The sequence below is a fragment of the Bacteroides timonensis genome (assembly GCF_000513195.1).
Lineage (GTDB): Bacteria > Bacteroidota > Bacteroidia > Bacteroidales > Bacteroidaceae > Bacteroides > Bacteroides timonensis.
Genome location: NZ_CBVI010000025.1, coordinates 1 through 26,469, shown reverse-complemented (window position 1 = coordinate 26,469; position 26,469 = coordinate 1). Strand labels below are relative to the sequence as shown.

21 protein-coding genes, 1 pseudogene and 1 riboswitch are annotated in these 26,469 nt (G+C 45.5%); of the genes and pseudogenes, 16 read left to right on the top strand and 6 right to left on the bottom strand.

Annotation, left to right across the window (positions count from 1 at the left end; translation table 11 throughout):
• Positions 1–515: 515 nt before the first annotated feature.
• The 3 genes from BN161_RS07330 (at position 516) to BN161_RS07320 (ending at position 4,804) form a co-directional block, all read left to right on the top strand.
• Entirely contained in the window at positions 516–2,009 is a 1,494-nt protein-coding gene (locus BN161_RS07330; RefSeq protein ID WP_044264410.1) for a TolC family protein, read from the top strand.
• A gap of 123 nt (positions 2,010–2,132) precedes the next feature.
• Positions 2,133–3,494: a sigma-54-dependent transcriptional regulator gene (locus BN161_RS07325; protein ID WP_044264408.1), complete on the top strand. Its 1,362-nt coding sequence runs from the start codon at positions 2,133–2,135 to the stop codon at positions 3,492–3,494.
• Positions 3,491–4,804, top strand: a complete 1,314-nt coding sequence (locus BN161_RS07320) for a sensor histidine kinase (protein WP_044264404.1) — start codon at positions 3,491–3,493, stop codon at positions 4,802–4,804. Before BN161_RS07325 ends, BN161_RS07320 begins: the two co-directional genes overlap by 4 nt.
• Before the next feature lie 53 nt (positions 4,805–4,857).
• Here BN161_RS07320 and aspD read toward each other — a convergent pair whose 3' ends face one another.
• Both aspD and aspT read right to left on the bottom strand, forming a co-directional pair.
• A complete protein-coding gene (aspD, locus tag BN161_RS07315) occupies positions 4,858–6,486 on the bottom strand; it encodes an aspartate 4-decarboxylase (protein ID WP_044264401.1) in 1,629 nt (542 codons plus the stop codon).
• Between the two features lie 87 nt (positions 6,487–6,573).
• The gene (gene aspT, locus BN161_RS07310) at positions 6,574–8,268 is read right to left on the bottom strand and encodes an aspartate-alanine antiporter (RefSeq protein ID WP_044264400.1); all 1,695 of its coding nucleotides are present in this window, start codon (positions 8,266–8,268) and stop codon (positions 6,574–6,576) included.
• A gap of 125 nt (positions 8,269–8,393) precedes the next feature.
• Between aspT and BN161_RS07305 the strand changes: the two are divergent.
• The 7 genes and pseudogenes from BN161_RS07305 to BN161_RS07275 form a co-directional block, all read left to right on the top strand.
• Positions 8,394–8,624: pseudogene (locus BN161_RS07305) on the top strand (hypothetical protein); the annotation flags it as partial.
• Between the two features lie 186 nt (positions 8,625–8,810).
• Positions 8,811–10,100, top strand: a complete 1,290-nt coding sequence (locus BN161_RS07300; protein WP_044264416.1) for an inositol-3-phosphate synthase — start codon at positions 8,811–8,813, stop codon at positions 10,098–10,100.
• Between the two features lie 109 nt (positions 10,101–10,209).
• A complete protein-coding gene (locus tag BN161_RS07295; protein WP_044264396.1) occupies positions 10,210–10,683 on the top strand; it encodes a phosphatidylglycerophosphatase A family protein in 474 nt (157 codons plus the stop codon).
• Positions 10,668–11,183 (top strand): GtrA family protein, encoded by a 516-nt coding sequence (locus BN161_RS07290; RefSeq protein WP_044264395.1) that lies wholly within the window; start codon positions 10,668–10,670, stop codon positions 11,181–11,183. The genes BN161_RS07295 and BN161_RS07290 overlap by 16 nt, the downstream gene beginning before the upstream one ends.
• A 2-nt stretch (positions 11,184–11,185) precedes the next feature.
• A complete protein-coding gene (locus BN161_RS07285; protein ID WP_044264412.1) occupies positions 11,186–11,839 on the top strand; it encodes a CDP-alcohol phosphatidyltransferase family protein in 654 nt (217 codons plus the stop codon).
• Complete coding sequence (locus BN161_RS07280; protein ID WP_044264393.1) at positions 11,836–12,768, top strand: phosphatase PAP2 family protein; 933 nt, start codon at positions 11,836–11,838, stop codon at positions 12,766–12,768. The genes BN161_RS07285 and BN161_RS07280 overlap by 4 nt, the downstream gene beginning before the upstream one ends.
• Complete coding sequence (locus BN161_RS07275) at positions 12,768–13,955, top strand: iron-containing alcohol dehydrogenase (protein ID WP_044264391.1); 1,188 nt, start codon at positions 12,768–12,770, stop codon at positions 13,953–13,955. The genes BN161_RS07280 and BN161_RS07275 overlap by 1 nt, the downstream gene beginning before the upstream one ends.
• A 48-nt stretch (positions 13,956–14,003) precedes the next feature.
• Here the strand turns inward: BN161_RS07275 and BN161_RS07270 are convergent, their stop codons facing one another.
• Both BN161_RS07270 and BN161_RS07265 read right to left on the bottom strand, forming a co-directional pair.
• Positions 14,004–15,578 (bottom strand): Rne/Rng family ribonuclease, encoded by a 1,575-nt coding sequence (locus tag BN161_RS07270; RefSeq protein WP_044264388.1) that lies wholly within the window; start codon positions 15,576–15,578, stop codon positions 14,004–14,006.
• A gap of 273 nt (positions 15,579–15,851) precedes the next feature.
• Complete coding sequence (locus BN161_RS07265) at positions 15,852–16,127, bottom strand: HU family DNA-binding protein (protein ID WP_007214495.1); 276 nt, start codon at positions 16,125–16,127, stop codon at positions 15,852–15,854.
• A gap of 272 nt (positions 16,128–16,399) precedes the next feature.
• On the opposite strand from BN161_RS07265, the gene mutY reads away from it, so the two are divergent.
• From mutY to BN161_RS07240, 5 genes are all read left to right on the top strand, one after another.
• Positions 16,400–17,440 carry an A/G-specific adenine glycosylase gene (mutY, locus tag BN161_RS07260; RefSeq protein ID WP_044264386.1) on the top strand — a complete coding sequence of 347 codons (1,041 nt, stop codon included), beginning with the start codon at positions 16,400–16,402 and terminating at the stop codon, positions 17,438–17,440.
• A 78-nt stretch (positions 17,441–17,518) separates the two neighbouring features.
• Positions 17,519–17,977, top strand: a complete 459-nt coding sequence (locus tag BN161_RS07255; protein ID WP_044264384.1) for a single-stranded DNA-binding protein — start codon at positions 17,519–17,521, stop codon at positions 17,975–17,977.
• A 23-nt stretch (positions 17,978–18,000) separates the two neighbouring features.
• Positions 18,001–19,347 carry a gliding motility-associated protein GldE gene (locus tag BN161_RS07250; protein WP_044264381.1) on the top strand — a complete coding sequence of 449 codons (1,347 nt, stop codon included), beginning with the start codon at positions 18,001–18,003 and terminating at the stop codon, positions 19,345–19,347.
• Between the two features lie 13 nt (positions 19,348–19,360).
• On the top strand, positions 19,361–19,993 hold the full coding sequence (locus BN161_RS07245; protein ID WP_044264380.1) for a 4'-phosphopantetheinyl transferase family protein: 633 nt from the start codon (positions 19,361–19,363) through the stop codon (positions 19,991–19,993).
• Between the two features lie 191 nt (positions 19,994–20,184).
• A complete protein-coding gene (locus tag BN161_RS07240; RefSeq protein ID WP_044264378.1) occupies positions 20,185–21,558 on the top strand; it encodes a tryptophanase in 1,374 nt (457 codons plus the stop codon).
• 379 nt (positions 21,559–21,937) lie between these two features.
• A riboswitch (cobalamin riboswitch) is annotated at positions 21,938–22,142 on the bottom strand.
• A 90-nt stretch (positions 22,143–22,232) separates the two neighbouring features.
• Here the strand turns inward: BN161_RS07240 and BN161_RS07230 are convergent.
• Both BN161_RS07230 and BN161_RS07225 read right to left on the bottom strand, forming a co-directional pair.
• Entirely contained in the window at positions 22,233–24,017 is a 1,785-nt protein-coding gene (locus BN161_RS07230) for a sensor histidine kinase (RefSeq protein WP_044264375.1), read from the bottom strand.
• Positions 23,992–24,681 carry a response regulator transcription factor gene (locus BN161_RS07225; RefSeq protein ID WP_044264373.1) on the bottom strand — a complete coding sequence of 230 codons (690 nt, stop codon included), beginning with the start codon at positions 24,679–24,681 and terminating at the stop codon, positions 23,992–23,994. The genes BN161_RS07230 and BN161_RS07225 overlap by 26 nt, the downstream gene beginning before the upstream one ends.
• A gap of 404 nt (positions 24,682–25,085) precedes the next feature.
• Here BN161_RS07225 and BN161_RS07220 point away from each other — a divergent pair, with 404 nt between their 5' ends.
• Positions 25,086–26,288 (top strand): hypothetical protein, encoded by a 1,203-nt coding sequence (locus BN161_RS07220; RefSeq protein ID WP_044264371.1) that lies wholly within the window; start codon positions 25,086–25,088, stop codon positions 26,286–26,288.
• Positions 26,289–26,469: the final 181 nt, after the last annotated feature.

Sequence of the window (26,469 nt, the reverse complement as noted above, 5' to 3'; positions counted from 1 at the left end):
TTCCAAACATTCAGCGTACTTTTTTGAGGGGAAACAGAAAATAATGGGAGCGTGCGCAGCCCTGTTCTCCACCGCCTTGACGAGGGAGAGCCGTGTGTTTCTCTTAGCTGCCGTTTGTCCGTTCATATCTTCTATCTTTCTTTAAAATCTCGTCAAAAGTAAAGATAAAAATTCAGATTGCCGCACAAGCGGAACATCTTTTACGGGCAAAGGCGTAAAAATCTTCAATTTAAGTACTTCCTCTAAATGATTTTATATTATTATATTCATGAAAGCCCTTTTTAATAAGTAATTTATAAAACGAGAATAACATAAACTAATTAAGGCGACATACTTAGCGACAAATAAGATGGCGATATAAAGATTCTCAGATACTGGAGCCTGTTTTGTAGAAAGAAGATGTCCATTTCTGAACATGTTTACTGTCCGATAATGAACACCCGCCCCTGTCCGGAAGCATCCTGGCGCTTTGGCACGCTCTTTGCTTTTCTGCTTACAACTATTTTTTGATAAACATGAAAAGGAATATTTTACTCGCAGCTTGGATGCTATTTCCGTTCGCCGCTTTTGCACAGAACGATACATTGACAAACGAACGTGAACGTCTCATCTCTTTAAATGAAGCGATAGCTTTGGCACGTACCCAGTCAGTGGATGCCGCCGTAGCGCTGAATGAATTGAAGACTTCATACTGGGAATATCGTACTTTCCGTGCCGACCTGTTACCGGAAGTGAATCTGAACGGCACTTTGCCCAACTATAATAAATCTTACAGCAGATATCAAAACTCGGATGGTTCCTACTCATTCGTGCGTAACAATACGCTGGGACTTTCCGGAACGCTCTCCATAGACCAGAACTTATGGTTTACGGGTGGTAGACTGTCACTGGCCTCTTCTCTTGAATATATCAAGCAATTAGGTTCCGGAGGAGATAAACGGTTTATGTCCGTCCCCGTCAGCCTGGAATTGACGCAGCCTATCTTCGGAGTGAACAACCTGAAATGGAACCGCCGTATCGAACCGGTGAGATACGCGGAAGCAAAAGCTGCCTTTATCACTGCTACGGAGCAGGTGACGATGAAGACAATCACTTATTTTTTCAATCTGCTGCTGGCAAAAGAGAATTTGAAAACTGCCCACCAGAATAAGGTGAATGCCGACCGCCTCTATGAAGTGGCGATGGCAAAGCGCAAGATGGGGCAGATTTCAGAAAATGACCTGTTGCAGTTGAAATTAAATGCTTTGCAAGGCAAGGCGGACGTGACGGAAGCGGAGAGTAACCTGAATGCGAAAATGTTCCAGTTGCGTTCCTTTCTCGGCTTGTCGGAAGACGAGAGCCTGAATCCGATGTTGCCGAATTCCGCGCCGGATATGAAGATGGAGTATAATCTTGTATTGAGCAAGGCTCTGGATCGGAACTCGTTTGCACAGAACATCCGTCGCCGCCAGTTGGAAGCGGATTATGAAGTGGCTACGGCTCGCGGAAATCTGCGTAGCATCGACTTGTTTGCCAGCGTGGGGTATACGGGGCAGAATCATGATTTCACTTCCGCTTACAAAGATCTGCTCGATAACCAGATTGTGCAGGTAGGTGTGAAGGTACCCATCTTGGACTGGGGAAAACGCCGCGGAAAAGTGCGTGTGGCAAAGAGTAACCGTGAAGTGGTGCTTTCCAGAATCCGGCAGGAACAGATGGACTTCAATCAGGATATCTTCCTGCTCGTAGCGAACTTCAATAATCAGGCACAACAGTTGGGTATTGCACAGGAAGCTGACGGCATTGCCGAGAAACGATATAAAACCAGTGTGGAAACCTTTATGATCGGACAAATCAGTACGCTGGACCTGAACGACGCGCAGAAATCAAAAGATGAAGCAAGGCAGAAACATATTTCCGAGCTTTATTACTATTGGTACTATTTCTATCAGATCCGCAGTCTGACGCTTTGGGATTTTGAACGGAATTGTGAACTGGAGGCGGACTTTGAAGAAATTGTGAGGGGATAATTTCACCACGGAGGACACAGAGAACACAGAGGTAAAGAAAATATATTGAAAAAAACTCTGTGACCTCTGTGTCCTCTGTGGTGAAAATGGTTATTTTTGCAAACCATAAAACAACGAAATCTTATGATACTGATAATCGACGATGATAGTGCCGTACGTTCTTCCCTCAGTTTTATGCTGAAACGTGCAGGATATGAAGCGCAAACTGTTCCCGGACCGCGCGAAGCAATGGATGTGGTGCGTGCCGAGGCACCTGCCCTCATTTTGATGGACATGAACTTCACCCTTTCCACAACGGGAGAAGAGGGATTGACTCTGCTGAAGCAAGTGAAAATATTCCGTCCCGATGTACCCGTTATCCTGATGACGGCTTGGGGTAGTATACAGCTTGCCGTGCAGGGTATGCAGGCAGGCGCGTTCGACTTTATCACAAAGCCGTGGAACAATGCCGCTTTGCTGCAACGTATCGAGACAGCCCTTGAACTGACTGCCGTCCCGAAAGATGCACCGGAAGAACAGGGCGAGATGCTGAACCGCAGCCATATCATCGGAAAATCCCAGGGATTGATGGAAGTGTTGAATACGGTGGCACGCATTGCGCGTACCAATGCCTCGGTGCTGATTACCGGTGAGAGTGGAACAGGTAAGGAATTGATTGCCGAAGCCATCCACATCAACAGCCAGCGGGTGAAACAGCCGTTTGTAAAGGTCAACTTGGGCGGTATCTCGCAGAGCCTTTTTGAAAGCGAAATGTTCGGTCATAAGAAAGGGGCTTTTACGGATGCGACAACGGATCGTGTAGGACGCTTTGAACTTGCCAACAAGGGTACTATCTTCCTGGATGAAATTGGTGACCTCGATCCTTCCTGCCAGGTGAAACTGCTTCGTGTATTGCAGGATCAGACGTTTGAAGTGCTGGGTGACAGCCGTCCCCGCAAGACGGATATCCGTGTGGTATCCGCTACCAATGCCGACCTCCGCAAGATGGTGTCGGAACGTACATTCCGCGAAGATTTGTTCTATCGTATCAATCTGATAACCGTTAAGCTGCCTGCCCTTCGCGAACGCCGTGAAGATATTCCTTTGCTGGCACGCCACTTTGCCGACCGCCAGGCTGAGCTTAACGGACTGCCCCGCACGGAATTCTCGGCAGATGCCCTGAACTTCCTTTCCCGTTTGCCTTATCCGGGAAATATCCGTGAATTGAAGAACCTTGTGGAGCGTACGATCCTCGTCAGCGGGAAGCCGACACTGGATGCTTCGGATTTCGATGCACAATATCTGCGTCATGATGAACCGGTGAAGGCCTCGGACTCATCGTCTCTGGCAGGCATGACGCTGGATGAAATAGAGCGTCAGACTATTTTGCAGGCGCTCGATCGCCATAAGGGAAATCTCAGTCAGGTAGCTATGACGCTCGGCATCAGTCGTGCCGCACTCTATCGCCGGCTGGAAAAGTTTAATATAACGGTTACGGAAAAGTGAGAATAAAGTTCTATTTCTCCATACTTGTCCTCTTCCTCCTGGGGTTAGGTGGTGCTCTTCTCTATTTGGCGAAGGGGATGCAGATATTGCATCTTTACATTGTAGAGGGGATCATTGTGTGTATCCTGGTGTTTCTGGTTGTCTTCTACCGTAAGATTGTGAAACCGATGAATATTATCGGCAGCGGTATGGAATTGCTGCGCGAACAGGATTTCAGCAGCAGGCTCAGCAAAGTAGGGCAATACGAGGCGGACCGCATTGTAAATGTGTTCAACCGTATGATGGAGCAATTGAAGAACGAACGTTTGCGTCTGCGCGAGCAAAACCATTTTCTGGACTTGCTAATCCAGGCTTCGCCGATGGGAGTTGTCATTACCACACTGAACGGTGAAATATCCCAGCTTAATCCGATGGGATTGAAGATGATGGGAGTACGTCTGGAAGAGATTATGGGAAAGAAAATAGAGAATATAGACTCTCCTTTAGCTGAAGAACTGGCGAATATCTCAAAAGATCAGACGGCAGTGGTGCGTCTGAATGACTCGAATATCTATAAGTGTACCCATTCCTCCTTTATCGACAGAGGTTTTCATCATCCTTTCTATCTGATAGAGAAGATGACGGACGAAGTGATGCGTGCTGAAAAGAAAGCGTATGAGAAGGTGATTCGTATGATTGCGCACGAGGTGAATAATACAACGGCGGGTATTACGTCTACGCTCGATACTGTGGAACAAGCTCTTTCCACCGAAGAGGATATGGAGGATATCTGCGATGTAATGCGCGTTTGTACCGAACGTTGCTTCTCCATGAGCCGCTTTATCACCCGTTTTGCCGATGTCGTGAAAATTCCTGAGCCCACTTTGGTTACGGGTAAATTGAATGAATTGGCCTCCATGTGTAAACGCTTTATGGAGGGTATGTGCAACGACCGGAATATTCTTCTCTGGCTGGAATGTGATCCGAAGCTGGAACCGGTACGCTTTGATGCGGCACTGTTGGAACAGGTATTGGTGAATATTATCAAGAATGCTGCGGAAAGTATCGAACATGCGCCCGAAGGAACGATCCAGCAGGGTAGGGTTGTAGTCCGTACAATTGCTCCTACCACGATTGAAGTGGTAGATAATGGCCCCGGTATAACAAAAGAGACTGAAGCAAAGCTCTTCAGTCCCTTCTTTTCCACCAAACCGAACGGGCAGGGAATCGGTCTGGTGTTTATTCGCGAGGTGCTTACCCGTCATGGTTGTACGTTCTCTTTACGCACGTACAGTGATGGGTTGACACGGTTCCGCATAATCTTCCCATAGGGAAGAAGTTACGAGCTACAAGCTACGGGTACCTTGAGGCATTATAGCGCAGCCTACTCGTTACTTGTAGCTCGTAGCTTGTAGCTTCTGGCGTATTCGTCAAGAATCCGCTTGATGCCCTGGCCGATGACCACATAGTCCTTTTCGTTCAGGTTGGCAAGCGAGGCGCGTATGCTCCATTCCGGACCATCGAAACCACCACCGTTTAGCAGGACGAGAGACGTTTCTTTCGCCAGGCGGAATACGATGTTCAGCGGGCTGTAGGTACGTTTCAGGTATTCTACGAAATCATCTCCATAGAATTTCTTTGCCCATACCAGCATGTCGATCTCTGTATAATATCCTACGCGGAGCGGATCTTTTATTAAGGTGAATCCTGTGTTATCCCACAAGGCATGCAGACGCTTTTCAATGATTTCCATCATCTTCAATTTGTATTTGTTTTCCTTATCCAGCAGGGCGAAGGAAGCGAATAAACTCATTTGCATCTGTTGGGGTAATGACAGGCCGGCGGTATGGTTCAGTGCAACCTGTCGGCTGTCGGCTACCATGCGGTCAATGAACTTCATTTTTTCGGGATGCAGAGTCAGGCTTGAGTAGCGGCGGTTCAGCGCATTGCGTTTATCTTCCGGCAGGCGGGCGATTTGCTTGTCGTAGATGTTGTCTTCGTGCAGGGCGATGACGGCATCACGCCAGCCGGTAGCTCCGAAATATTTGGAGAAGGAATAGACACAAAGCGTATTGTGCGGCAGTTCGGCCATGAATGAGCGGAAGTGCGGGCTGAATGTGCCGTATACATCATCCGTGATAACCATCAGGTTGGGGTTATCATTCTTCACGATATCGGCAATACGTGCCATCGTCTCCGGGCTGAGGGCGTAACTGGGTGGATTGCTGGGGTTGGTCACGAAGAGCGCTTTGATGGCGGGATCTTTCAGGCGGTCGATGTCTTTGTCATTGTATTGCCAGAGGTGGAATCCGTCGTCCGTCATGCGGTCGGCATGCAGTTCTATCATGTTGAACTGGTAGCGGCTCAGTTGCGGAATTTCAATGTAGGGGGTGAAAGCGGGCACCATAAGGGCGATGCCGTCACCTTTATCCAGCAGGAAGTTCTCCTGAAGGGAGTCGAAGAGGTAACACATGGCGGCGGTTCCGCCTTCGGTGGCAAAGAGGTCGAATGTGCCGCGTGGAGGGCGGTTATCACACATCTCTTGCGACAGATAATCTTGCACCAGTATTTCGGTGAAGTGCAGGATGCGGTCGGGCACAGGGTACTGGTCGCCGATGACGGCTTCTGCCCATTCATGCACCAGGGAGTCGGGATCGGCGGCATGTTGCATTAACAGGTAGTTATAGGTTTGCTCCAGGAGCTTGGCACCGTGGGCGGCGTTGTTCTTTTTGAGGAAGGCTTCGAAGCGGGAGGCAATGCCTTCTTTTTGAGGAATGCCGGCGATGCCTTCGGGGAGGTTCATGACGCGGCGACATTCTTCCAGTCCGAACTGTCCCAGGAGGAAGAAGGCTTCGCGAGGGGTGGTAGCTATCCAGTTAGGATTACCACGTCCGGCGTTCAGCATCGTGCGGGCAGTTTTCTTCAGGCTTTCATCGGCCATATCGATCAATTGGTTTTTCAGCTCGAATGGGCTGATCGTTTCCATTTTCTTTTCAAAGTTTTTGGTATCCATATAGTTAAGTTTTAATTGTTATCATATTATTTCTTTGGTGCGACGAACTAATCTTCGGCATATTAGTTGTATGCACATACTTCCCGGTTAAATCAGTAGTACGATGACGACACCCCATATTATCAATAAGGTGTTGCCCACAGCATACGTTACCGTATAGCCCAGCGCAGGCGTTTCGCTTTCCACTGCATCTTGTATTGCTCCCAGTGCGGCTGTCGTTGTACGTGCTCCGGCACAGCATCCCAACACTATTGCGGGGTGAAATTTGAAGACGTACTTACCCAGCAGCAAACCGATGATAAGCGGCAGGGTAGTAGCTATGGCGCCCACAATGAACAAACTGAGTCCGACATCCCGGAAACCCTGTACGAAACTCGGTCCGGCGGCTATTCCTACTACGGCGATGAACATATTCAACCCTACATTATTCAGTACCCACAGAGAAGCTTCGGGGATACGTCCGAACGTAGGATGCTTGCTGCGCAGCCAACCGAAGAATAATCCGGCTATCAATGCGCCTCCGCTTGTACTCAGGCTGATGGGAACACCACCGATGTGGATGGATAATGCACCGAACAAACCACCTATCAGAATACCTAATCCAACGAATATCATATCCGTTTGGTGGGTAGGCCGATCTACATATCCTATTTGTACAGCGGCACTTTCCACTTCCTGCTTGGTGCCTACTACTTCGATGACGTCGCCGGCATCCAATTGGGTCTGTGCCAGTACGGGTATTTCAATTCCCGCACGCTTGATGCTGCGGATGCTGACGCCATGCATGAATTTGTGCCGGCGGATATTCGCCACTGTCTTTCCGGCGAACGTTTTCTTTGTGACCGTGACAGGTAACGTCTCCGCTGGGAAATCAAGCAACTGTGCGTCCTGTATTTCATTGCCTATCCAGTCTTCTTCGCCGATAACGAATTCACGGCGTCCGCTGAGAACGACTTCGTCTCCTATATTCAGTGTGGTATTCGGGGATACATCCCGAACGACTCCTTGCTTGCGCAGGCGCTCTACGAACAGGCGCTTTCCATCTTTCTGGAAGTACATTTCCAGGTCTATCACCCGACGGCCTTGCTTGAACCATTCGTTTTCTATCTTGTAGGCGCGGAAGGTTACGGGGCGTGCGGCGTGCATGAAGCCCGGTTCGTCTGCCTCGGAACTACCCATTTTGGCTTCCAGTTCTTTGCAGGCAGCTTTTACTTTCTCCAGTCCGCCCAATAGTTTGGGACCGAGGGAGGAGAGTACCCAGGCTGAGCCTGCCGTACCGAAAACGTAAGTCACTGCATAAGATACGGGGATGATGTTGATATAACTTTGACGTTGCGCTTCGTCTAGTCCCATGTTTGCCATGGTGTCTTCGGCTACTCCGATGACGGCGGAGATGGTCTGCGAACCTGCCAGTAATCCGGCGGCTTCACCGGGATTGTAGCCCATCACGAGGGCGAGAAGCCAGGTTACCACCAATACCGATACACACATCAGTACGGCAAAGCCTACCTGGGGGAGTCCGTCTTTTTTCAGTCCGCGGAAGAACTGCGGTCCTACTTTATACCCGACGGCGAACAGAAAGAGAAGAAAGAACACGGATTTGATGGGGCCTGGCACGTCGATCTTCAACTGTCCTACCAATACGCCTACAAGCAATACGCTTGTGACCGTCCCCAAGCTGAACTTCCCGATGCGTAGCTTGCCAAGCCAGAACCCCAGAAACAGGGTGAGGAATATGGCAAGTTCGGGGCGCTCCCTGAGCTGGTTTATTATCCATTCCATAATTAAGTTGTTTAGGTTATTAATTGGTTTTCGATGCTTTTCGCGTCGTTTAAGACATATACAACAGCCTGCAATAGGAAGTGTTTCGTGCAAAAGTGGTTTTTTAGAACATTTATTCAGTAAAACTGGACCTGACGTTCGTACCCTTCAATTCCGAGTCCTTCGGTTTTACGGGACACTTGTACGTTACTTTGGACAGTATCTATGCCAAGTGGGATGTATATTACAGGAATTATGCGTATGAACCATCTGCGGATGCCCTTTCGGCCTTTAAGAAGCCGAAAAAAGTGATTGAGCCGGCCGAAGCAACGCATCGCACGGAAGCTTACTGGGACGATAACCGTCCCGTTTCGATTATGTCTGGCGATTAACTTACAGAAATCTGCCCGGAATTGATAAATCTGGTCTTAGAATCAGTCTGCACATGACCTTTTAACTTAAATCTTACTAATAGAACATTAAATCGGATAAAATGACGAGTCTCAATTGAACAAAATAGCCTAAATTTGAGCAATTTTTAAACTTTAAAAGATACAATGGCAATGAAAGAAAACATTAAGCCGGCAACTGGTCGTTTGGGTGTACTGGTAGTCGGAGTGGGTGGCGCGGTCTCAACCACCATGATAACGGGTACATTGGCTGCTCGTAAGGGACTGGCAAAACCTATTGGGTCTATTACACAGATGGCCACAATACGCATGGAGAACAACGACGAAAAGCTGATTAAGGACGTAGTGCCTTTGGCAGATTTGAACGACATTGTTTTCGGCGGATGGGATATCTTCCCTGATAATGCATACGAAGCCGCGATGTATGCGGAAGTTCTGAAAGAAAAAGACTTAAATTTGGTAAAAGAGGAATTGCAAGCTATCAAACCGATGCCTGCTGCCTTCGACCACAACTTTGCAAAACGTCTGAATGGTACGTACATCAAACAGGCTGCCACCCGTTGGGAAATGGTAGAGCAATTGCGTGAGGATATCCGTAACTTCAAGGCTGCCAACAGCTGCGAGCGTATTGCCGTGCTGTGGGCTGCAAGTACTGAAATCTACGTTCCGTTGTGTAAAGAACACGAATCGCTTGCTGCTTTGGAAGAAGCAATGAAGGCTAATAACACGGAAGTGATTTCTCCGAGTATGTGCTACGCTTATGCTGCAATTGCAGAAGGTGCTCCGTTCATCATGGGTGCTCCTAACCTGTGCGTAGATACTCCGGCCATGTGGGAATTCTCTAAGAAGATGAACGTTCCCATCTCCGGTAAGGACTTCAAGAGTGGACAGACACTGATGAAAACAGTGCTCGCTCCGATGTTCAAGACTCGTATGCTGGGTGTAAGCGGTTGGTTCTCTACCAATATCCTGGGTAACCGTGACGGCGAAGTGCTCGATCAACCCGAAAACTTCAAAACAAAAGAAGTCAGCAAGTTGTCTGTTATCGATAACATCTTCGAACCGGCAAAATATCCCGACCTCTATGGTGATGTTTACCACAAGGTTCGTATCAATTACTATCCTCCCCGTAAAGATAATAAGGAAGCATGGGATAACATCGACATCTTCGGATGGATGGGTTACCCGATGGAGATCAAAGTAAACTTCCTGTGCCGTGACTCTATTCTTGCAGCTCCTATTGCACTCGACCTCGTTATTTTCAGTGACCTGGCATTGCGTGCAGGTATGTCTGGAATCCAGACTTGGTTGTCATTCTTCTGCAAGAGCCCGATGCACGACTTTGAGCATGAACCGATCCATGATCTGTTCACTCAATGGAGAATGGTGAAAGAAACAATCCGTACGATGGTGGGTGAAAAATCACCGAGCTATCTGGACTAATCATAAAATAAGATGATAGGATGGTAAAATGATAGGATGGTGAGATTGTATTGAGCTATCATATCATTTTACCGTCTTATCATCTTATCATTTTTTATATCTTTTTTCTATGAAGAGACCTTCCTTCTTCCCTGTCCTGATAGGCACGGGCTTCGGCTCAGGCTTTTCTCCCTTTGCTCCGGGCACGGCGGGCGCTTTACTTGCTGCGCTAATCTGGTTCGGACTTTCTTTACTCATATCAGAAACTTGTCTGTTGTGGACGACTGTCGCATTGATATCCTTGTTCACCGTAGCCGGAATCTGGGCTACCGACCGTCTGGAACCCTACTGGGGTGAAGATCCGTCGCGCGTGGTGGTGGATGAGATGGTAGGTGTGTGGATCACGCTCCTGGCAGCTCCGGCAGGTCATATCTGGTATGGACTGGCAGCATTTGTTTTGTTCCGCTTCTTTGATATTCTGAAACCGCTGGGCATCCGGCGGATGGAAAATCTTCCGGGCGGAGTGGGAGTGATGATGGACGACGTATTGGCAGGAGTGTATGGTTTCATTGTTTTAATTGTGGCGAGATGGTTGATGGAGTAGAAGAACAGAGTCGGTTTGCTGGTTGGCGCAGGGAAGTGTGGCTTTTTATGAAGGCGCAGCTTTCTGCACAGATAGCTACTGTGATCGATTTTCTGATAACTATTCTTTTGGTGAAATTATTTGGTATATATTATTTGTATGCCACATTTATAGGTTCTGTGGTTGGCGGTATTGTCAATTGTGTAATCAACTATGGATGGGTATTTAAGGCGGAAGACTGCAAGAAGATACATGTAGGGTTGAAGTATTTCATAGTCTGGGGTGGGAGCATCCTGATCAATACATGGGGTACTTTTGCTTTGACGGAATGGCTGGCAGGAATGAAATGGGTGAACGGCTTGCTGGGATACTACGTCTATGATGTGTTTATCCTGTCTAAAATAACGGTTGCTCTGCTGGTTGCATTTTTCTGGAACTATTATTTGCAACGGGTTTTCGTCTACCGGAACCACAACTTAAAAAAAATTCTGAAACAACGTTTAGAGAAAAAAATAGAATGAACATGAATTACAGAGATTGGCTGCAACAGGTGATATACAAGATTATCAATCCCGTTGTGCGCGGCATGATTAAAATTGGCATTACGCCTAACTTTATTACTACTACCGGGTTGATACTTAACATTGTGGCTGCCGGTATATTTATTTATGCAGGGTTAGTTACAGATTCGGAAGAAGACCTTTCCTTAGTGGGGTGGACAGGCGGACTGATACTTTTCGCCGGGTTGTTTGACATGATGGATGGCCGTGTGGCGCGTCTTGGCAATATGTCTTCTACCTTCGGGGCATTGTACGATTCGGTGCTCGACCGTTATAGTGAACTGTTTACCTTGTTCGGTATATCCTATTATCTCATCTTGCAGGGCTATTTACTGGGTTCCATTATCACTTTTCTTGCTTTGATCGGTTCGCTGATGGTAAGTTACGTACGCGCACGTGCCGAAGGGTTGGGACTGGAATGTAAAGTAGGTATTATGCAGCGCCCTGAGCGAGTGGTGCTGACCAGTCTGGGAGCTTTGTTTTGCGGTATATTTTCCGATTGCACACTCTTCGATCCGATGTTGATCCTGATTGTTCCTCTGGCAATCATTGCCGTATTGGCTAACCTGACGGCTTTTGTCCGTCTGGCACATTGCTATAAACTTTTGACTAAATGATAAAAAGATATTTTCCTCCGGTGAGGGAGACGGTATTGCTGGTAGTCATTATGCTGATTTTTCTGTTGCTGACGGCTACTTTTATCGGACTTCGCACGGAGCATTTTCTAATGGCGGGATTGTTTCTGGTTTTGTTCTTTGCAGGAAGGACAACCCGTAAGCTGGCAGTGGCTTTGCTGCCTTTTGTTATCTTCGGAATTTCATACGACTGGATGCGGGTGTATCCCAATTACCAGGTAAATCCTATCGATGTACAGGGTTTGTATGAAGCGGAGAAATCCCTTTTCGGTATATCCCTGAATGGAGATACGCTGATTCCTTGTGAATACTTTGCCATACATCACTGGCCGATGGCTGATTTCTTTGCCGGAGTGTTCTATCTCTGCTGGGTGCCTGTGCCTATAGCTTTCGGTTTGTGGCTTTATCTGAAGGGAGATCGCCGGATGTATCTCCGTTTTGCTATGGTCTTCCTGCTGGTTAATCTTATTGGTTTTGCCGGATATTATATTCATCCTGCCGCTCCCCCTTGGTACGCTATGAACTATGGATTTGAGGTAATGCTGGATACTCCGGGAAATGTGGCGGGGCTGGGACGCTTTGACGAACTGCTGGGATGCACGGTTTTCGACTCTATCTATGGGCGTAATGCAAATGTATTTGCAGCCGTCCCTTCGCTGCATGCGGCATATATGGTTGTGGCGTTGGCTTATGCTATTATGAATCGCTGCAAGGGCTGGCTGATAGCATTGTTCGCGTTTATCATGGTGGGTATCTGGTGTACGGCCGTTTATTCGGGACATCATTACCTGATTGATGTATTATTGGGAATATTCTGTGCTCTCTTGGGCATCTTTGTCTTTGAAAAAGGATTGATGAAATGGGGAGTATTCAAGCGCTTCTTCGAACGTTATAGTAAATATATCCGTTAATGAATAATTTCGTTTTTTACAGTCCTACCGAATTTGTATTCGGTAAGGCTACGGAAATGCAAGTCGGTGCACTGGCACGGAAATATGGTGCGCGGAAAGTGATGATCGTGTACGGCGGCGGTTCTGTTGTACGGAGTGGCTTGCTGGATAGGGTGAAGCAATCCTTGCAGGAAGCAGGGATTGAATATTGTTTGATGGGTGGTGTGCAACCGAATCCGGTGGATACGAAGGTGTATGAAGGCATTGAATTCTGCCGTCGTGAACAGGCTGATATGTTGTTGCCTGTGGGTGGTGGTTCTGTCATTGATACAGCCAAAGCTATAGCGGCAGGTGTGCTTTATGAAGGTGACTTCTGGGATTTCTATATCGGAAAGGCTAAAGTGACTAAAGCGCTGAAAGTAGCTGTTGTGCTGACTATTCCTGCTGCCGGAAGTGAAGGTTCCGGTAATACGGTTATAACGAAACTGGACGGTTTGCAGAAGCTAAGTTTGCGTGTACCGGAGGTTTTGCGTCCGGTATTCTCTATTATGAATCCGGAACTTACTTATACTTTGCCGCCCTTTCAGACAGCCTGCGGTGTGGCTGATATGATGGCTCATATCATGGAGCGTTATTTTACGAACACTCAGGAGGTGGAAATTGGAGATCGCCTTTGTGAAGGCACTTTGATGGCTATCATCAATGAAGCTCCCAAGGTAATGAGAAATCCAGAAGATTACGGTGCGCGTGCCAACCTGATGTGGGCGGGCATGATTGCGCATAATGGTACCTGTGGCGTAGGTTGTGAAGAAGATTGGGCTTCGCACTTCCTGGAGCATGAAATCAGTGCTATTTATGGGGTTACCCATGGTGCCGGGTTATCTGTTATCTTCCCCGCTTGGATGACGTGGATGCTAGAACATAATGTAGGAAAGATTGCTCAATATGCCGTTCGGGTATGGGGCGTTCCTGAATCAGAAGATAAGAAAGCGGTTGCTCTGGATGGTATTGGTAAGTTGAAAGTTTTCTTTAGTTCTCTTGGTCTGCCTGTGACATTTAAAGAACTGGGTATTGAAAATCCTGATATTGATCGTCTGGCGGATAGTCTGCACCGCAATAAAGGAGAGTTGGTAGGGAATTATGTGAAGTTGACAAAGCAGGACAGCAAAGAGATTTATCACCTTGCATGTGCAGGGGAGTGTTGGTGAGGAAAACAAAAAAGACGGCGAAGTTTCTGATTTACTTCGCCGTCTTTCTTATTTAATTTCGAATTCTTCCTTCATGTCAATCTCTTCCCCTTGCGGGTCGTAGAATACATATTCCAGGAACGCGAGTTTCTGGCTTGGAATAATCTTGATACCAAATCCGTATTTCATCTGCCATTTCCGTTTCAGGGAAACGAGTCCCTGGTTGATGTAAGCAGCAATATACGGGTGGATGTGTAACGAGAATTTCTTAATCTTCAATTTGTTGACTAAGTAATCAATTTTACTCTCTAAAGTGTCCGTAAAGAGGATGGACGACTTGATGGTGCCTTTTCCGAAACAGGTGGGACAGATTTCTGTGGTATTGACATCCATTGCCGGGCGCACACGCTGGCGGGTAATCTGCATCAGTCCGAATTTGCTGAGCGGTAGGATGTTATGTCTTGCCCTGTCTTTCTGCATATTGGCACACATACGTTCGTAAAGCTTTTGTCTGTTTTCGGCTTCGTTCATATCAATGAAGTCCACCACAATGATACCACCCATATCTCTCAGTCGCAGCTGGCGAGCCAATTCGTCGGCAGCTCCCAGGTTCACTTCGAGTGCGTTGCCCTCCTGTCCGTTGGCATTTTTGGTGCGGTTACCGCTGTTCACGTCTACTACGTGAAGCGCCTCAGTATGCTCAATAATCAGGTAGGCACCACTCTTGTATGAAACCGTTTTGCCAAACGAAGACTTGATCTGCTTGGTGATACCAAAATTGTCGTAAATGGGGAGTTGCCCTTTATACAGTTTTACGATTTCTGCCCGGTCAGGGGCGATAAGAGTTACGTAATCCTTGATTTCGTGGAACACGGCTTCGTCGTTGACGTGGATGTTCTCGAAAGAAGGATTGAACAAGTCGCGCAATAAGCCTACGGCACGGCTGGTTTCTTCGTAAATCAATGTCGGGAATTTGGTAGCTTTCTGTATTTTGGTGACAGCATCTTCCCAATGCTTTAATAAAACTTTAAGCTCTCCGTCGAGTTCGGCTACGCGTTTCCCTTCGGCAACGGTGCGGACGATCACTCCGAAATTCTTCGGCTTGATGCTCATCAGCAATTGTTTGAGGCGGGCGCGTTCTTCGCTCGATTTAATTTTTTGTGATACGGAAACCTTGTCGTTGAAAGGTATCAACACCAGATATCTTCCGGCAAATGAAATTTCGGAAGTCAGGCGCGGACCTTTGGTAGAGATAGGTTCCTTGACAATCTGCACCACAACTTCTTGTCCTACCTTGAGTGTGTTGGCTACGGTGCCATCCTTTTCAAGGTCGGGAAGTATGGTTGCTTTTGTGATTTGAGGTAACTTCTTTTTGTCGCTTAAAGTTTGCTTTACGTACTTCTCTAATGAGTTAAATTGAGGACCTAAGTCCAGATAATGAAGAAAAGCATCTTTCTCGTAACCCACGTCCACGAAGCAGGCATTCAGGCCGGGCATCAATTTCTTGATTCGTCCTAAATACATATTGCCCACTGAGAAGTAAAGGCTTCTTCCTTCACTTTGCAGTTCCACCAGGCTCTTGTCTTCGAGCAGTGCGATGGAAACTTCTTTGGGCTGTACGTCTACAACGAGTTCACTTGTCACAATTTTTCTTGCTTTTTTAGGTTCTAAAGTCAATGAGGTTATAAGTAACCTTGTTGACTACAAATTACTACTTAAACAAAGAACAAACCCGCGAGACAAATAGCTTCACAAGTTTGTTCTTTATTTCTGTCCTCCAGACTAAAAATTACTTTTTGCTTTTATGTCTGTTCTTTCTTAGTCTTTTTTTACGCTTGTGCGTAGACATTTTATGTCTTTTTTTCTTCTTTCCGCTAGGCATAGCTTCAATAATTTAATGGTTAATACTCTTGTTTATTATTTCTTCACGGAGATGGTGAATGTTTTAGCAGGCTTAAATGCCGGAATATTATGTTCCGGAATGATAATCGTAGTATTTTTTGAGATGTTACGAGCAGTTTTCTGTGCTCTTTTCTTCACTACGAAGCTACCAAACCCGCGGAGGTAAACATTTTCATCTTTCGATAAAGATGCTTTTACTGTGTCCATGAACGCTTCAACCGTAGTAAGCACTGTTACTTTGTCAATCCCGGTGTTCTTTGTAATTTCGTTTACAATATCAGCTTTAGTCATTTTTCTTTAAAAAAAATATTATTACTATAGTTTCCTAATTTTTTGGACTGCAAATATATAGCTTTTTACGCTCTCTAAAAAATATATTCTGGACAATTTTCTAAAAAAGTCTTTTGATTAAGGTTTGTTAGGGGGAAAAAGAACTATTTTTGTGCTGTAGGAAGGGCTACACGCTTTTATATTAGGGATATAGCCATGAATTGCGAAGAAGATATCCGTCCGAGGCGAAAGATGTTGCCCTTTTTAGACTTTTATAACTATCTGTAATAGAGATGAATATATTTAGTGAGAAATTGATAGCCTGGTATGCCGAAAACAAGCGTGAATTGCCTTGGCGGGATACCACTGACCCTTATATTATATGGATTTCAGAGATTATACTGCAACAGACCCGGGTAGCGCAGGGTTATGATTATTTTTTGCGTTTTATCCATCGTTTTCCTAATGTGACAGCCTTGGCTGAGGCACCGGAAGATGAGGTGATGAAATGCTGGCAGGGACTGGGGTATTATTCCCGCGCACGCAATCTGCATGCGGCGGCAAAAAGCATGAATGGTGTTTTTCCGGCTACTTATGAAGGGGTGCGTGCGTTGAAGGGGGTAGGGGACTATACTGCTGCGGCTATCTGCTCATTCGCCTATGGTATGCCTTATGCTGTGGTGGACGGGAATGTCTATCGTGTGCTTTCGCGCTATTTCGGCATCGATACGCCAGTGGACAGTACGGAAGGCAAGAAATTGTTTGCTGCTTTGGCAGATGAGATGATGGATAAATCGCAGCCGGCTGTCTACAATCAGGCGATAATGGATTTCGGTGCCATACAGTGTACGCCGCAATCACCGAATTGCCTGTTTTGCCCTTTGGCGGACAGTTGCTCCGCCTTGAAGGAGGGTACGATAACGAAGTTGCCCGTAAAGCAGCATAAAACGAAAACCACCAATCGTTATTTCAACTATATATATGTACGTGTGGGCGCGTGTACCTATTTACATAAGCGGACGGAGGATGATATCTGGAAAAATCTTTTCGAATTTCCGCTGATAGAAACGGAAGTGCCTGTGACGGAAGAAGAGTTTCGTGAATTGCCGCAGGTACGTGCGCTTTTTGCAGACGGGGAGGTTTCGGGACTGCGTTTAATCAGTGGAAATGTGAAGCATGTACTCTCCCACAGGGTGATTTATGCCAATTTCTATGAAGTTGTTTTACCGGAAAATTCCACTTCTTTTTCTGCCTTCCAGCGGGTGAAAATAAAGGATTTGGAGCAGTATGCGGTCTCTCGTCTGGTGCATGCCTTTCTGGAGAAATATCTATAAAAGTTGCGCTAACTCTTGCATTGTGTGATTATTCTGTTTAATTTTGGCAGCAAATTCAAATAAAAAGAAAAAAGGCTTATGTCAGTAAATAAAGTAATATTGATTGGAAATGCAGGGCAGGATCCTAAAGTAACCTATTATGATGGGGGAAATTGTGTTGCCCAACTTTCTTTTGCTACTTCTGAAAAAGGATATACTTTGCAAAATGGTACACAAGTTCCTGATCGTACAGAGTGGCATAACCTTGTTTTCCGGAATCGTTTAGCGGAGATTGTAGATAAATATGTGCATAAGGGTGATAAACTTTATGTAGAAGGCAAGATTCGCACTCGTTCTTATGATGACCAGAAGGGCGTTCAGCGCTATATTACAGAAATATTTGTTGATAATATGGAGATGCTGAGCCCCAGAGGAACTGCTGCACCGGGTGCTGCCGCTCCGCAACCGGGTATGTCACAAGGCGCTCCTGTACAACCTATGGCACAATCGCAGGCAACCCCTGCACAAGATAATACAACGGACGATTTACCGTTCTAATTGTTTAACTAAAACCAAGATCTTTGGACCCAGACGCTTATTTATGCCAGTTGGCAAATGTTTTTAATGGTATATCCGTACATAGCCCTACTATTTCGGCAATCATCGCCATTGTGTTGGCAGGCTTGCTGTTGCTCGTATCCGGCTTTGCCTCAGCTTCAGAAATAGCCTTTTTCTCTCTTTCTCCGTCCGACCTGAATGCCATTGACGAGAAGAAACATCCCTCGGACGAGAAAATTAGTAAACTCTTGGAGGATACGGAAAGGTTGCTGGCAACCATTCTGATAACAAACAATTTTGTGAATGTGACCATCATCATGCTCTGTAACTACTTCTTCATGAGCGTGTTTGAGTTTCATTCTCCTATTGCGGAATTTCTGATACTGACCGTCATCCTGACCTTCCTTCTGCTTCTTTTCGGTGAAATCATGCCGAAGATTTATTCAGCCCAGAAAACGTTGGCTTTCTGCCGTTTCTCCGCTCCGGGTATTTGGATGTTTCGTTCCCTTTTTTATCCGGTAGCTTCTATGCTGGTACGTTCCACTTCGTTCCTGAATAAGCATTTTGCTCGCAAAAATCATAACATCTCGGTAGACGAGCTTTCTCATGCCCTTGAACTGACGGATAAGGAGGAACTGAAAGAAGAGAATAATATTCTGGAAGGTATCATTCGTTTTGGCGGTGAAACGGCGAAGGAGGTGATGACTTCCCGTCTGGATGTAGTCGATCTGGATATTCGTACTCCTTTCAAGGATGTATTGCAATGTATTATCGAAAATGCTTACTCCCGTATCCCTATTTATTCCGAGAACCGGGATAATATCAAAGGTATCTTATATATCAAGGACTTGTTGCCCCATTTGAATAAGGTGGACTTCCGTTGGCAATCGCTGATACGTCCTGCCTATTTTGTTCCGGAAACTAAGATGATTGACGATTTGCTGCGTGATTTTCAGGCCAATAAGATTCATATAGCCATTGTGGTTGATGAATTTGGCGGTACGTCGGGAATTGTGACGATGGAGGATATCATCGAGGAGATAGTCGGAGAGATTCATGACGAATATGATGACGAAGAACGTACGTATGCAGTGTTGAACGATCATACGTGGGTGTTTGAAGCCAAAACGCAGTTGACGGACTTTTATAAGATTACGAAGGTGGATGAGGAAGTCTTTGATGAGGTGGCGGGTGATTCCGATACGCTTGCAGGATTATTGCTGGAGCTGAAAGGTGAATTCCCGGTCCTGCATGAAAAGGTTACTTACGATCACTATGAGTTTGAAGTCCTGGAGATGGATAACCGTCGTATTCTTAAAGTGAAGTTCACTATCAATACTCCTCCGCCGGATTCCGATAAGAAAGATTGATTTATAAAATAATATGTCTCTTTTCATACAACATACGTATCCTTCATATAAGTGGGGAGTCTGGAAGATGGATGAAGCACTGGATGAACTGCTGAGTATGCTTCCGCAACAAGAAACATATCAGGAAGGGTTGCAACGTTTCTCTGCTGAACATCGCCGGTTGGAATGGCTGTCGGTTCGTGTGTTGCTATTCACTCTGTTGGGAGAGGAAAAGGAAGTTGCTTACTATCCCAGCGGGAAGCCGTATCTGGCAGATAAATCTGCATCCATCAGTATTTCTCATACACGCGGGTATGTATCGGTGATTATCGGTGAAGCCGGTAAGGAAGTGGGCATTGATATAGAACAATACGGTGAACGGGTACATAAGGTGGCGCATAAATATATGCGTACTGATGAACCTCTATCTTTATATCAGGGGACGGATACCTGGGCGTTGTTACTCCATTGGTCGGCTAAAGAAGTGATGTTTAAATGTATGAACACGCCGGAGGTTGATTTCCGGGAGCATCTGCGTATTTTTCCTTTTACGGTTACTGAAAAAGGAGCTTTCTTAGCTGAAGAGTACAGAACGCCGGGACAGCGTAAATTTGAAATTCACTATATGTTGCATCCGGATTTTGTGCTGACTTGGCAAGTTGATTAATCTTAAAAACATGATATTATGAAACTGCAACAGTAAGAAGGAGAAGAAGAAGTTTTTGTCAAAGGAATGATTTATTGACAAAAAGATAGTAAGGTATTTGCTAATTCTTGTATAAATGCTTATATTCGACCCGTAGAAATTCTTCTACGGGTCTTTTTGTTAACTAAATGTCAAAATAATAAGCAAGCACTATGGAATTACCTTTTGCAGAGTCTTGGAAAATTAAAATGGTGGAACCCATTCGGAAGAGTACCCGCCAGGAACGTGAACAATGGCTGAAAGAAGCCCATTACAATGTGTTCCAGCTGAAATCCGAGCAAGTATATATCGATTTGATAACCGACTCCGGTACGGGAGCAATGAGCGATCGCCAATGGGCAGCGATGATGCTGGGCGATGAAAGTTATGCAGGTGCTTCTTCCTTCTTCAACCTGAAAGAAGTGATCACTCGTCTGACAGGTTTTGAATATGTCATTCCCACCCATCAGGGGCGTGCCGCCGAGAATGTGCTTTTCTCTTATCTGGTACATGATGGAGATATCGTTCCGGGGAACTCTCACTTTGATACCACAAAGGGGCATATCGAGGGTCGGAAGGCCATTGCTTTGGATTGCACCATCGATGAAGCGAAGAATACCCAGTTGGAAATACCTTTTAAAGGCAATGTCGATCCTGTGAAGCTGGAAAAAGCGTTGCAGGAACACGGTGACCGTATACCGTTTATCATCGTTACCATTACGAACAACACGGCCGGCGGACAGCCCGTATCCATGCAGAATCTTCGTGAAGTCCGTGCTCTTGCGGATAAGTATAATAAACCTGTGTTATTTGACTCCGCACGTTTCGCGGAAAATGCTTACTTCATCAAAATGCGTGAAGAAGGCTATAGCGGTAAAACGATCAAGGAGATTACGAAAGAGATGTTCGACCTGGCGGATGGTATGACTATGAGTGCCAAGAAGGACGGTATCGTCAATATGGGAGGTTTCATTGCTACACGAAAAAAAGATTGGTATGAAGGTGCCAAAGGCTTTTGCGTGCAATATGAAGGGTATCTTACCTACGGTGGTATGAATGGTCGTGACATGAATGCACTTGCCACGGGATTGGATGAAAATACGGAATTTGATAATCTGGAAACCCGCATCCGTCAGGTAGAATATCTGGCAAAGAAGTTGGATGAATACGGTATTCCTTATCAGCGTCCGGCAGGCGGACATGCCATCTTTGTGGATGCAACGAAGGTACTGACGCATGTACCGAAGAATGAATTCCCGGCACAGACTCTAACGGTTGAGCTATATCTTGAAGCCGGTATCAGAGGATGTGAAATCGGTTATATCCTGGCAGACCGTGATCCGGTTACCCGTGAGAACCGTTTTACCGGACTGGATTTATTGCGTCTGGCTATTCCCCGCCGCGTATATACGGATAATCACATGAATGTGATAGCAGTAGCGCTGAAGAATGTTTTCGACCGCCGTGAAAGCATTACTAATGGAGTCCGTATTACTTGGGAGGCTCCCCTGATGCGTCATTTCACAGTTCAATTGGAACGTACCTAATTACTTTCTTTTTCATAATACAAATGAGGTTATCCGGATTCATATCTTGAAGGGGTAACCTCATTTCTTTTATTTATCTTCTTTCTCGTTATTCAGGGAACTCATATTGGCAACGTTCTTCATTGTCAATCAGTTCATAATCTGCTTCCATAACTCTTCGTATTAATTGTTTACTGTATGTATAACACGCGGATGATGAAATTTGTTTTGGGAAAATTACAGAATAAAATGTCCGGGCGAAATCCCTTCGACCGGACACCATTCAAATAAACTTGGCAGAGTTTATTGTTCCTTACTTTCTTTGAAGCAGAGTGGATGAATGAAATGATGGGACGATTTGCCCGTTTCATTAGACTCAACGCTTTTTCCTCGAAAGCAGTGATAAAAACAGTGCATGGCAGGTCTTCTGACTTGTTTCTGTTGCCAAGCGCCTTCCCGGAAGCGGACTTCCAGTGGCTATTGGTAGTTTGCCTGCAACCTATCATGAAACTTACAGCAGCGGGACTGTTCAGGATTTGCACCTGATTCCCTTTTAATTACCGTCTCCGAACAAAGACAGTAAACCAATGCATCGCAAAGATAAGGAAAAAAGTGATTAGTGGTTAGTGATAAGTGATTATTTTTTTATGCAATCACAAACCGCTAATCACTAATCACTTACCACTAACCACTTCTTACTTTTCCTTTGCCAGCGTGAATACGAATTCCAATCCGCCACCCTGGTTGTTCTTGGCCGAAATGGTACCTCCATGGATGATTACCGAGTTCTTTACGATAGCCAATCCCAATCCTGTGCCGCCCAGTTTGCGTGAGCGTCCTTTATCTACCCGGTAGAAGCGTTCGAATAAGCGGTTCAGATGTTCGGGAGAGACACCTACGCCGGTATCGGCAAAACTGAAATAGTAGAAATTCTCGTCCTCGCGGAAACAGCTGATGTTGATGCGTATATCCGTGCCTGCATAGGCAATGGCATTGTCCATCAGGTTGCGGAAAATGGAGTATAGCAGGGAATAGTTTCCCCGTAGTTGTATCTTCGGTTTTAGGGAGTTGATTACGGTGATATGCTTTTCTTCCAGTTCCAGGGATACCTCGTTTACGATATTGCCTACCAACAGGCTGATGTCTACTTTCTCCATGTCGATCATGTTGGCGGCTTCGTCCATACGCGTTAATACGGAGATGTCGCGTAGCAGTCGGCTCAACCGGTTGCTTTGGGCATAGCATCGCTCCAGGAATGCCTGCATTTTCTCCCGGGAAATGTTTTCATTGTTAACGATGGTTTCCAAATATCCCTGTATGCTGCTGACCGGGGTCTTCAGTTCATGTGCGATGTTCTGCGTCAGCTGGCGTTTCAGCCGGATCTGCTCTTCTTCCTGGGTGATGTCGTTGATGGATATCTCGAAGCTTAAGTCCTGGAATATGATACATTCCACAATAAACATACGTCCATTCTTATTGATGCTGATAGACATGCGCTTTTCTTCCTTGCCCGGACGCTTGGGAGTCTTATTGATGAAATCCGTGATTTTCTGGAACTCACTGATGGAGAATATTTCCTCTGTTGTTTGCAGGTTGGAGTCCGAAATCAGGTTGCTGTACTGTGTGAACAGGTTGTTGACCAGGATTTCTTTCTTGTCCTTGTTGAATACGCCCAATCCTTCATGCGAGGTTTGTAAGTGGGTGATCAATTTCTCCCGTTCAATGTATAGCGCCTCTTTGGTTTCTCGCAGTCGCTTGTATATCTGGATGATATGCTGTGAAATCTCTCCCAGTTCGTTGTGCGGGAAGGCGGATTGCATATCTGTTTCCACAGGCTCATTCTTATCGGCACGTTTGGCAAACTCGCGTAGCTGATTGATGGCTGTCCCCAGTTTAGAGGTGAATTTGTAGAAGATGAAAATTAATAGTAATGATACGATGAGGGTAAACCAGATGTAGTGCTGGTCTGCTGCAAGGTGTCTTACAAGGTTCAGGTCATAGGGGAGGGCGGAACGTATAATGTAGCCTTCATAGAGTGTGGCAGAATAGAAGTAGGGCACTCCTGTTGTTTCGGAAGTACGGCGTACATCATATCCTTTTCCTTCTGCCAACGCTTTTTGCACTTCCGGGCGATTGATGTGATTGCCTAACTTCTGATTCTCGAAGCTGTCATATAATACGTCACCCTGTACATTAACTACCGTAATGCGTAAATCCTGTTTGATGTATTTTTCCAGGTATCGTTCCAGCGTGGTGTTCCATAAGCTGTCCGGAATGTGGGCAAGCTCCTGGTGCAACCGTTCATTATAGTCCTGTAGCTGTATATCCAGCAGATCTATCTTATATTCTTTTTCACGCTGGTATTGATATGCCAGGAAGCATCCGGCAAATACCAGAAACAGTGAAATGACCGAAAGAAATAACTTCCGGCTGAACGACAGGAAATGTGTGGTATTATTCAGCTTCGAAGCAGTATCCATATCCTAAGCGAGTTACGATGCATTTACCATAAATACCTATTTTTTTACGCAAACGGGTGATATTCACATCGATGGTGCGGTCCAACACATAGACCTCGTCGCTCCATATCCGTGCCAGTATATCTTCGCGGGAGAATACGCGTCCCTTGCTCTGGAGGAGTAAAAGTAATATCTCAAATTCTTTTTTGGTAAGAGGGGTTTCTTCCCCGTCGATGTTTACTTTCTTTTTTACAATATCAATGACTAACGTCTTGTAGCAGATTTGCTCCGGTGCCCGTTCCGGTTCTCCTTGCTGGGTGCGACGCAATACTGCTTTGACGCGTGCGATGACTTCACGCAGAGAGAAAGGTTTGGAGATGTAATCATCAGCTCCCAGATTGAAGCCGGTTACCGTATCATTTTCCGTGTCCTTGGCGGTGATGAATATAATAGGTACCTGAGCGGTCTTCTTATCTTTCTTTAGTAAGCTGGCCATTTTGAAACCGGATATTTCTCCCATCATCACGTCCAGCAATAACAGGTTGTAGCTACCGATATCCATTTTCAACGCCTCTTCGGCAGAGTTGGCCGTGTCCACTTCATACCCTTCATTTTCAAGGTTGAATTTCAGGATCTCGCAAAGGTCCTCTTCATCGTCTACAACTAAAATACGATAATCGTTCATTGCTTTTTCTAATTAATATGAGGTATTCAAAACAAATTCTCCTACCACAAAGTTATACTTTATTTCTTTTCAGCGACAAAGGTGCGGTGTTTTTGTTACGGGAAAGTGAAACACGTGTTACAATTCAGTTACATTTTAGTGTGTGCTGAAGGTAATCCGGTCCGTATCAACTCCGTACTGGGTCCGTATCCGGTCCGTATCAACTCCGTATCAGGTCCGTATTAACTCCGTATCGGGTTCGTATCAGGTCTAAGCGTATAGGTACGGAGATGGTACGGACCTGACGCGGAGTTGGTAAGGCTTTGACACGGTTTTGGTAAGGTGAAGAACTGTAAACTATTACTTTTACATCCTAGTTTTTCAGTTTTTATACTTACCTTTGTCTTAATATAAATAACATTGGTATGAAAGAGTTGACTAATATAAATTTTTGGCGATATAAATGGCGTTTGCCCGCTCTGATAGCTTTATTGGTGGTTGTTGTGGCAGGTTCCTTTTGGCTGAATACGGCTCCGTTCCGTTCCGGGTTTGAGATAACGGATGAGTTGGGAGGCAACATCTTTCCTTCCAGTATTCTTTCTGTAGCGACGACGGATGCGCAAGTCATTGTTCCGGCTGATTCCTTATATGTGGGTAATTCTAAATCCTGCATTTCTATCCGGATTCGTTCGGGGAAGGCGTATAGCAGAGTACGTATTGAAGTTGCTGAAACTCCGTTCTTTTCCCGTTCCGTATCTGAGTTTGTGTTGGCTAAACCACGGACGGAATATACGATCTATCCCGATATTATCTGGAATTACGAAGCGCTGAAGAATAATAACCAGGCGGAACCGGTTAGTGTGGCTGTTAAGGTAGAAATGAATGATAAGGATTTGGGGCAACGGGTTCGTACTTTTTCTGTTCGCAGCATCAATGAATGTCTGTTGGGGTATGTTACGAATGGGACTAAGTTTCATGATACAGGAATTTTCTTTGCGGCATACGTTAATGAGGAGAATCCGATGATTGACAAATTGTTGCGTGAAGCACTGAATACCCGTATTGTCAATCGTTTCTTGGGCTATCAAGGTGGCAATGCTGAAGTGGTGGACAAGCAAGTCTATGCTTTATGGAACGTGCTTCAAAAGCGTAATTTCCGTTACAGTTCTGTTTCCAATACCAGTCTGTCTAGTAATGTGGTCTTTTCCCAGCGGGTTCGCACGTTCGATGATGCATTGGAGTCTTCGCAGATTAACTGTGTGGATGGTAGCGTGCTGTTTGCTTCCCTGCTTCGTGCCATTAATATAGAGCCAATATTGGTTCGTACTCCGGGACATATGTTTGTGGGGTATTATACAGATGCCGGTCGTAAGAATATGAACTTCCTTGAAACCACTATGATTGGAGATGTGGATCTGGATGATTTCTTTCCGGATGAGAAGCTGGATTCAACGATGGTAGGTAAATCACAGAATCAAATGTCGCGTCTTACATTTGATAAGTCTAAGCAATATGCTAATAATAAGTATAAGCAAAATAAAGAAGGCATCCACTCCGGTAAATTGAACTATATGTTTCTGGAAATTTCTAAGGATGTGAGAAGGAAAATTCAACCGATAGGAAAGTAGAAGAGAGGGTGCATTATGTAAATACGTAGCTAAAAGTTGTTAGCGAAATTTGTTCATTATATCATTTCGTCTGTTTTTTCTTAAATCAACTTTGGCTATTTCATCTAACTGTTAACTATGTATTTTCCGGATAAGTCAGAAAAAAATCCTTGAAAATGGGCTAAGTTCTTTGGGAACTTGG

What these genes read in the sequence shown, in the direction of transcription:
- BN161_RS07330 (WP_044264410.1), top strand. Translation starts at nt 516, where the DNA reads ATGAAAAGGAATATTTTACTCGCAGCTTGGATGCTATTTCCGTTCGCC.
- BN161_RS07290 (WP_044264395.1), top strand. Translation starts at nt 10,668, where the DNA reads ATGGTTGATGGAGTAGAAGAACAGAGTCGGTTTGCTGGTTGGCGCAGG.
- BN161_RS07300 (WP_044264416.1), top strand. Translation starts at nt 8,811, where the DNA reads ATGAAAGAAAACATTAAGCCGGCAACTGGTCGTTTGGGTGTACTGGTA.
- BN161_RS07225 (WP_044264373.1), bottom strand. Translation starts at nt 24,681, where the DNA reads ATGAACGATTATCGTATTTTAGTTGTAGACGATGAAGAGGACCTTTGC.
- BN161_RS07255 (WP_044264384.1), top strand. Translation starts at nt 17,519, where the DNA reads ATGTCAGTAAATAAAGTAATATTGATTGGAAATGCAGGGCAGGATCCT.
- BN161_RS07285 (WP_044264412.1), top strand. Translation starts at nt 11,186, where the DNA reads ATGAATTACAGAGATTGGCTGCAACAGGTGATATACAAGATTATCAAT.
- BN161_RS07295 (WP_044264396.1), top strand. Translation starts at nt 10,210, where the DNA reads ATGAAGAGACCTTCCTTCTTCCCTGTCCTGATAGGCACGGGCTTCGGC.
- BN161_RS07275 (WP_044264391.1), top strand. Translation starts at nt 12,768, where the DNA reads ATGAATAATTTCGTTTTTTACAGTCCTACCGAATTTGTATTCGGTAAG.
- aspD (WP_044264401.1), bottom strand. Translation starts at nt 6,486, where the DNA reads ATGGATACCAAAAACTTTGAAAAGAAAATGGAAACGATCAGCCCATTC.
- BN161_RS07230 (WP_044264375.1), bottom strand. Translation starts at nt 24,017, where the DNA reads ATGGATACTGCTTCGAAGCTGAATAATACCACACATTTCCTGTCGTTC.
- BN161_RS07220 (WP_044264371.1), top strand. Translation starts at nt 25,086, where the DNA reads ATGAAAGAGTTGACTAATATAAATTTTTGGCGATATAAATGGCGTTTG.
- BN161_RS07240 (WP_044264378.1), top strand. Translation starts at nt 20,185, where the DNA reads ATGGAATTACCTTTTGCAGAGTCTTGGAAAATTAAAATGGTGGAACCC.
- BN161_RS07280 (WP_044264393.1), top strand. Translation starts at nt 11,836, where the DNA reads ATGATAAAAAGATATTTTCCTCCGGTGAGGGAGACGGTATTGCTGGTA.
- mutY (WP_044264386.1), top strand. Translation starts at nt 16,400, where the DNA reads ATGAATATATTTAGTGAGAAATTGATAGCCTGGTATGCCGAAAACAAG.
- BN161_RS07325 (WP_044264408.1), top strand. Translation starts at nt 2,133, where the DNA reads ATGATACTGATAATCGACGATGATAGTGCCGTACGTTCTTCCCTCAGT.
- aspT (WP_044264400.1), bottom strand. Translation starts at nt 8,268, where the DNA reads ATGGAATGGATAATAAACCAGCTCAGGGAGCGCCCCGAACTTGCCATA.
- BN161_RS07245 (WP_044264380.1), top strand. Translation starts at nt 19,361, where the DNA reads ATGTCTCTTTTCATACAACATACGTATCCTTCATATAAGTGGGGAGTC.
- BN161_RS07265 (WP_007214495.1), bottom strand. Translation starts at nt 16,127, where the DNA reads ATGACTAAAGCTGATATTGTAAACGAAATTACAAAGAACACCGGGATT.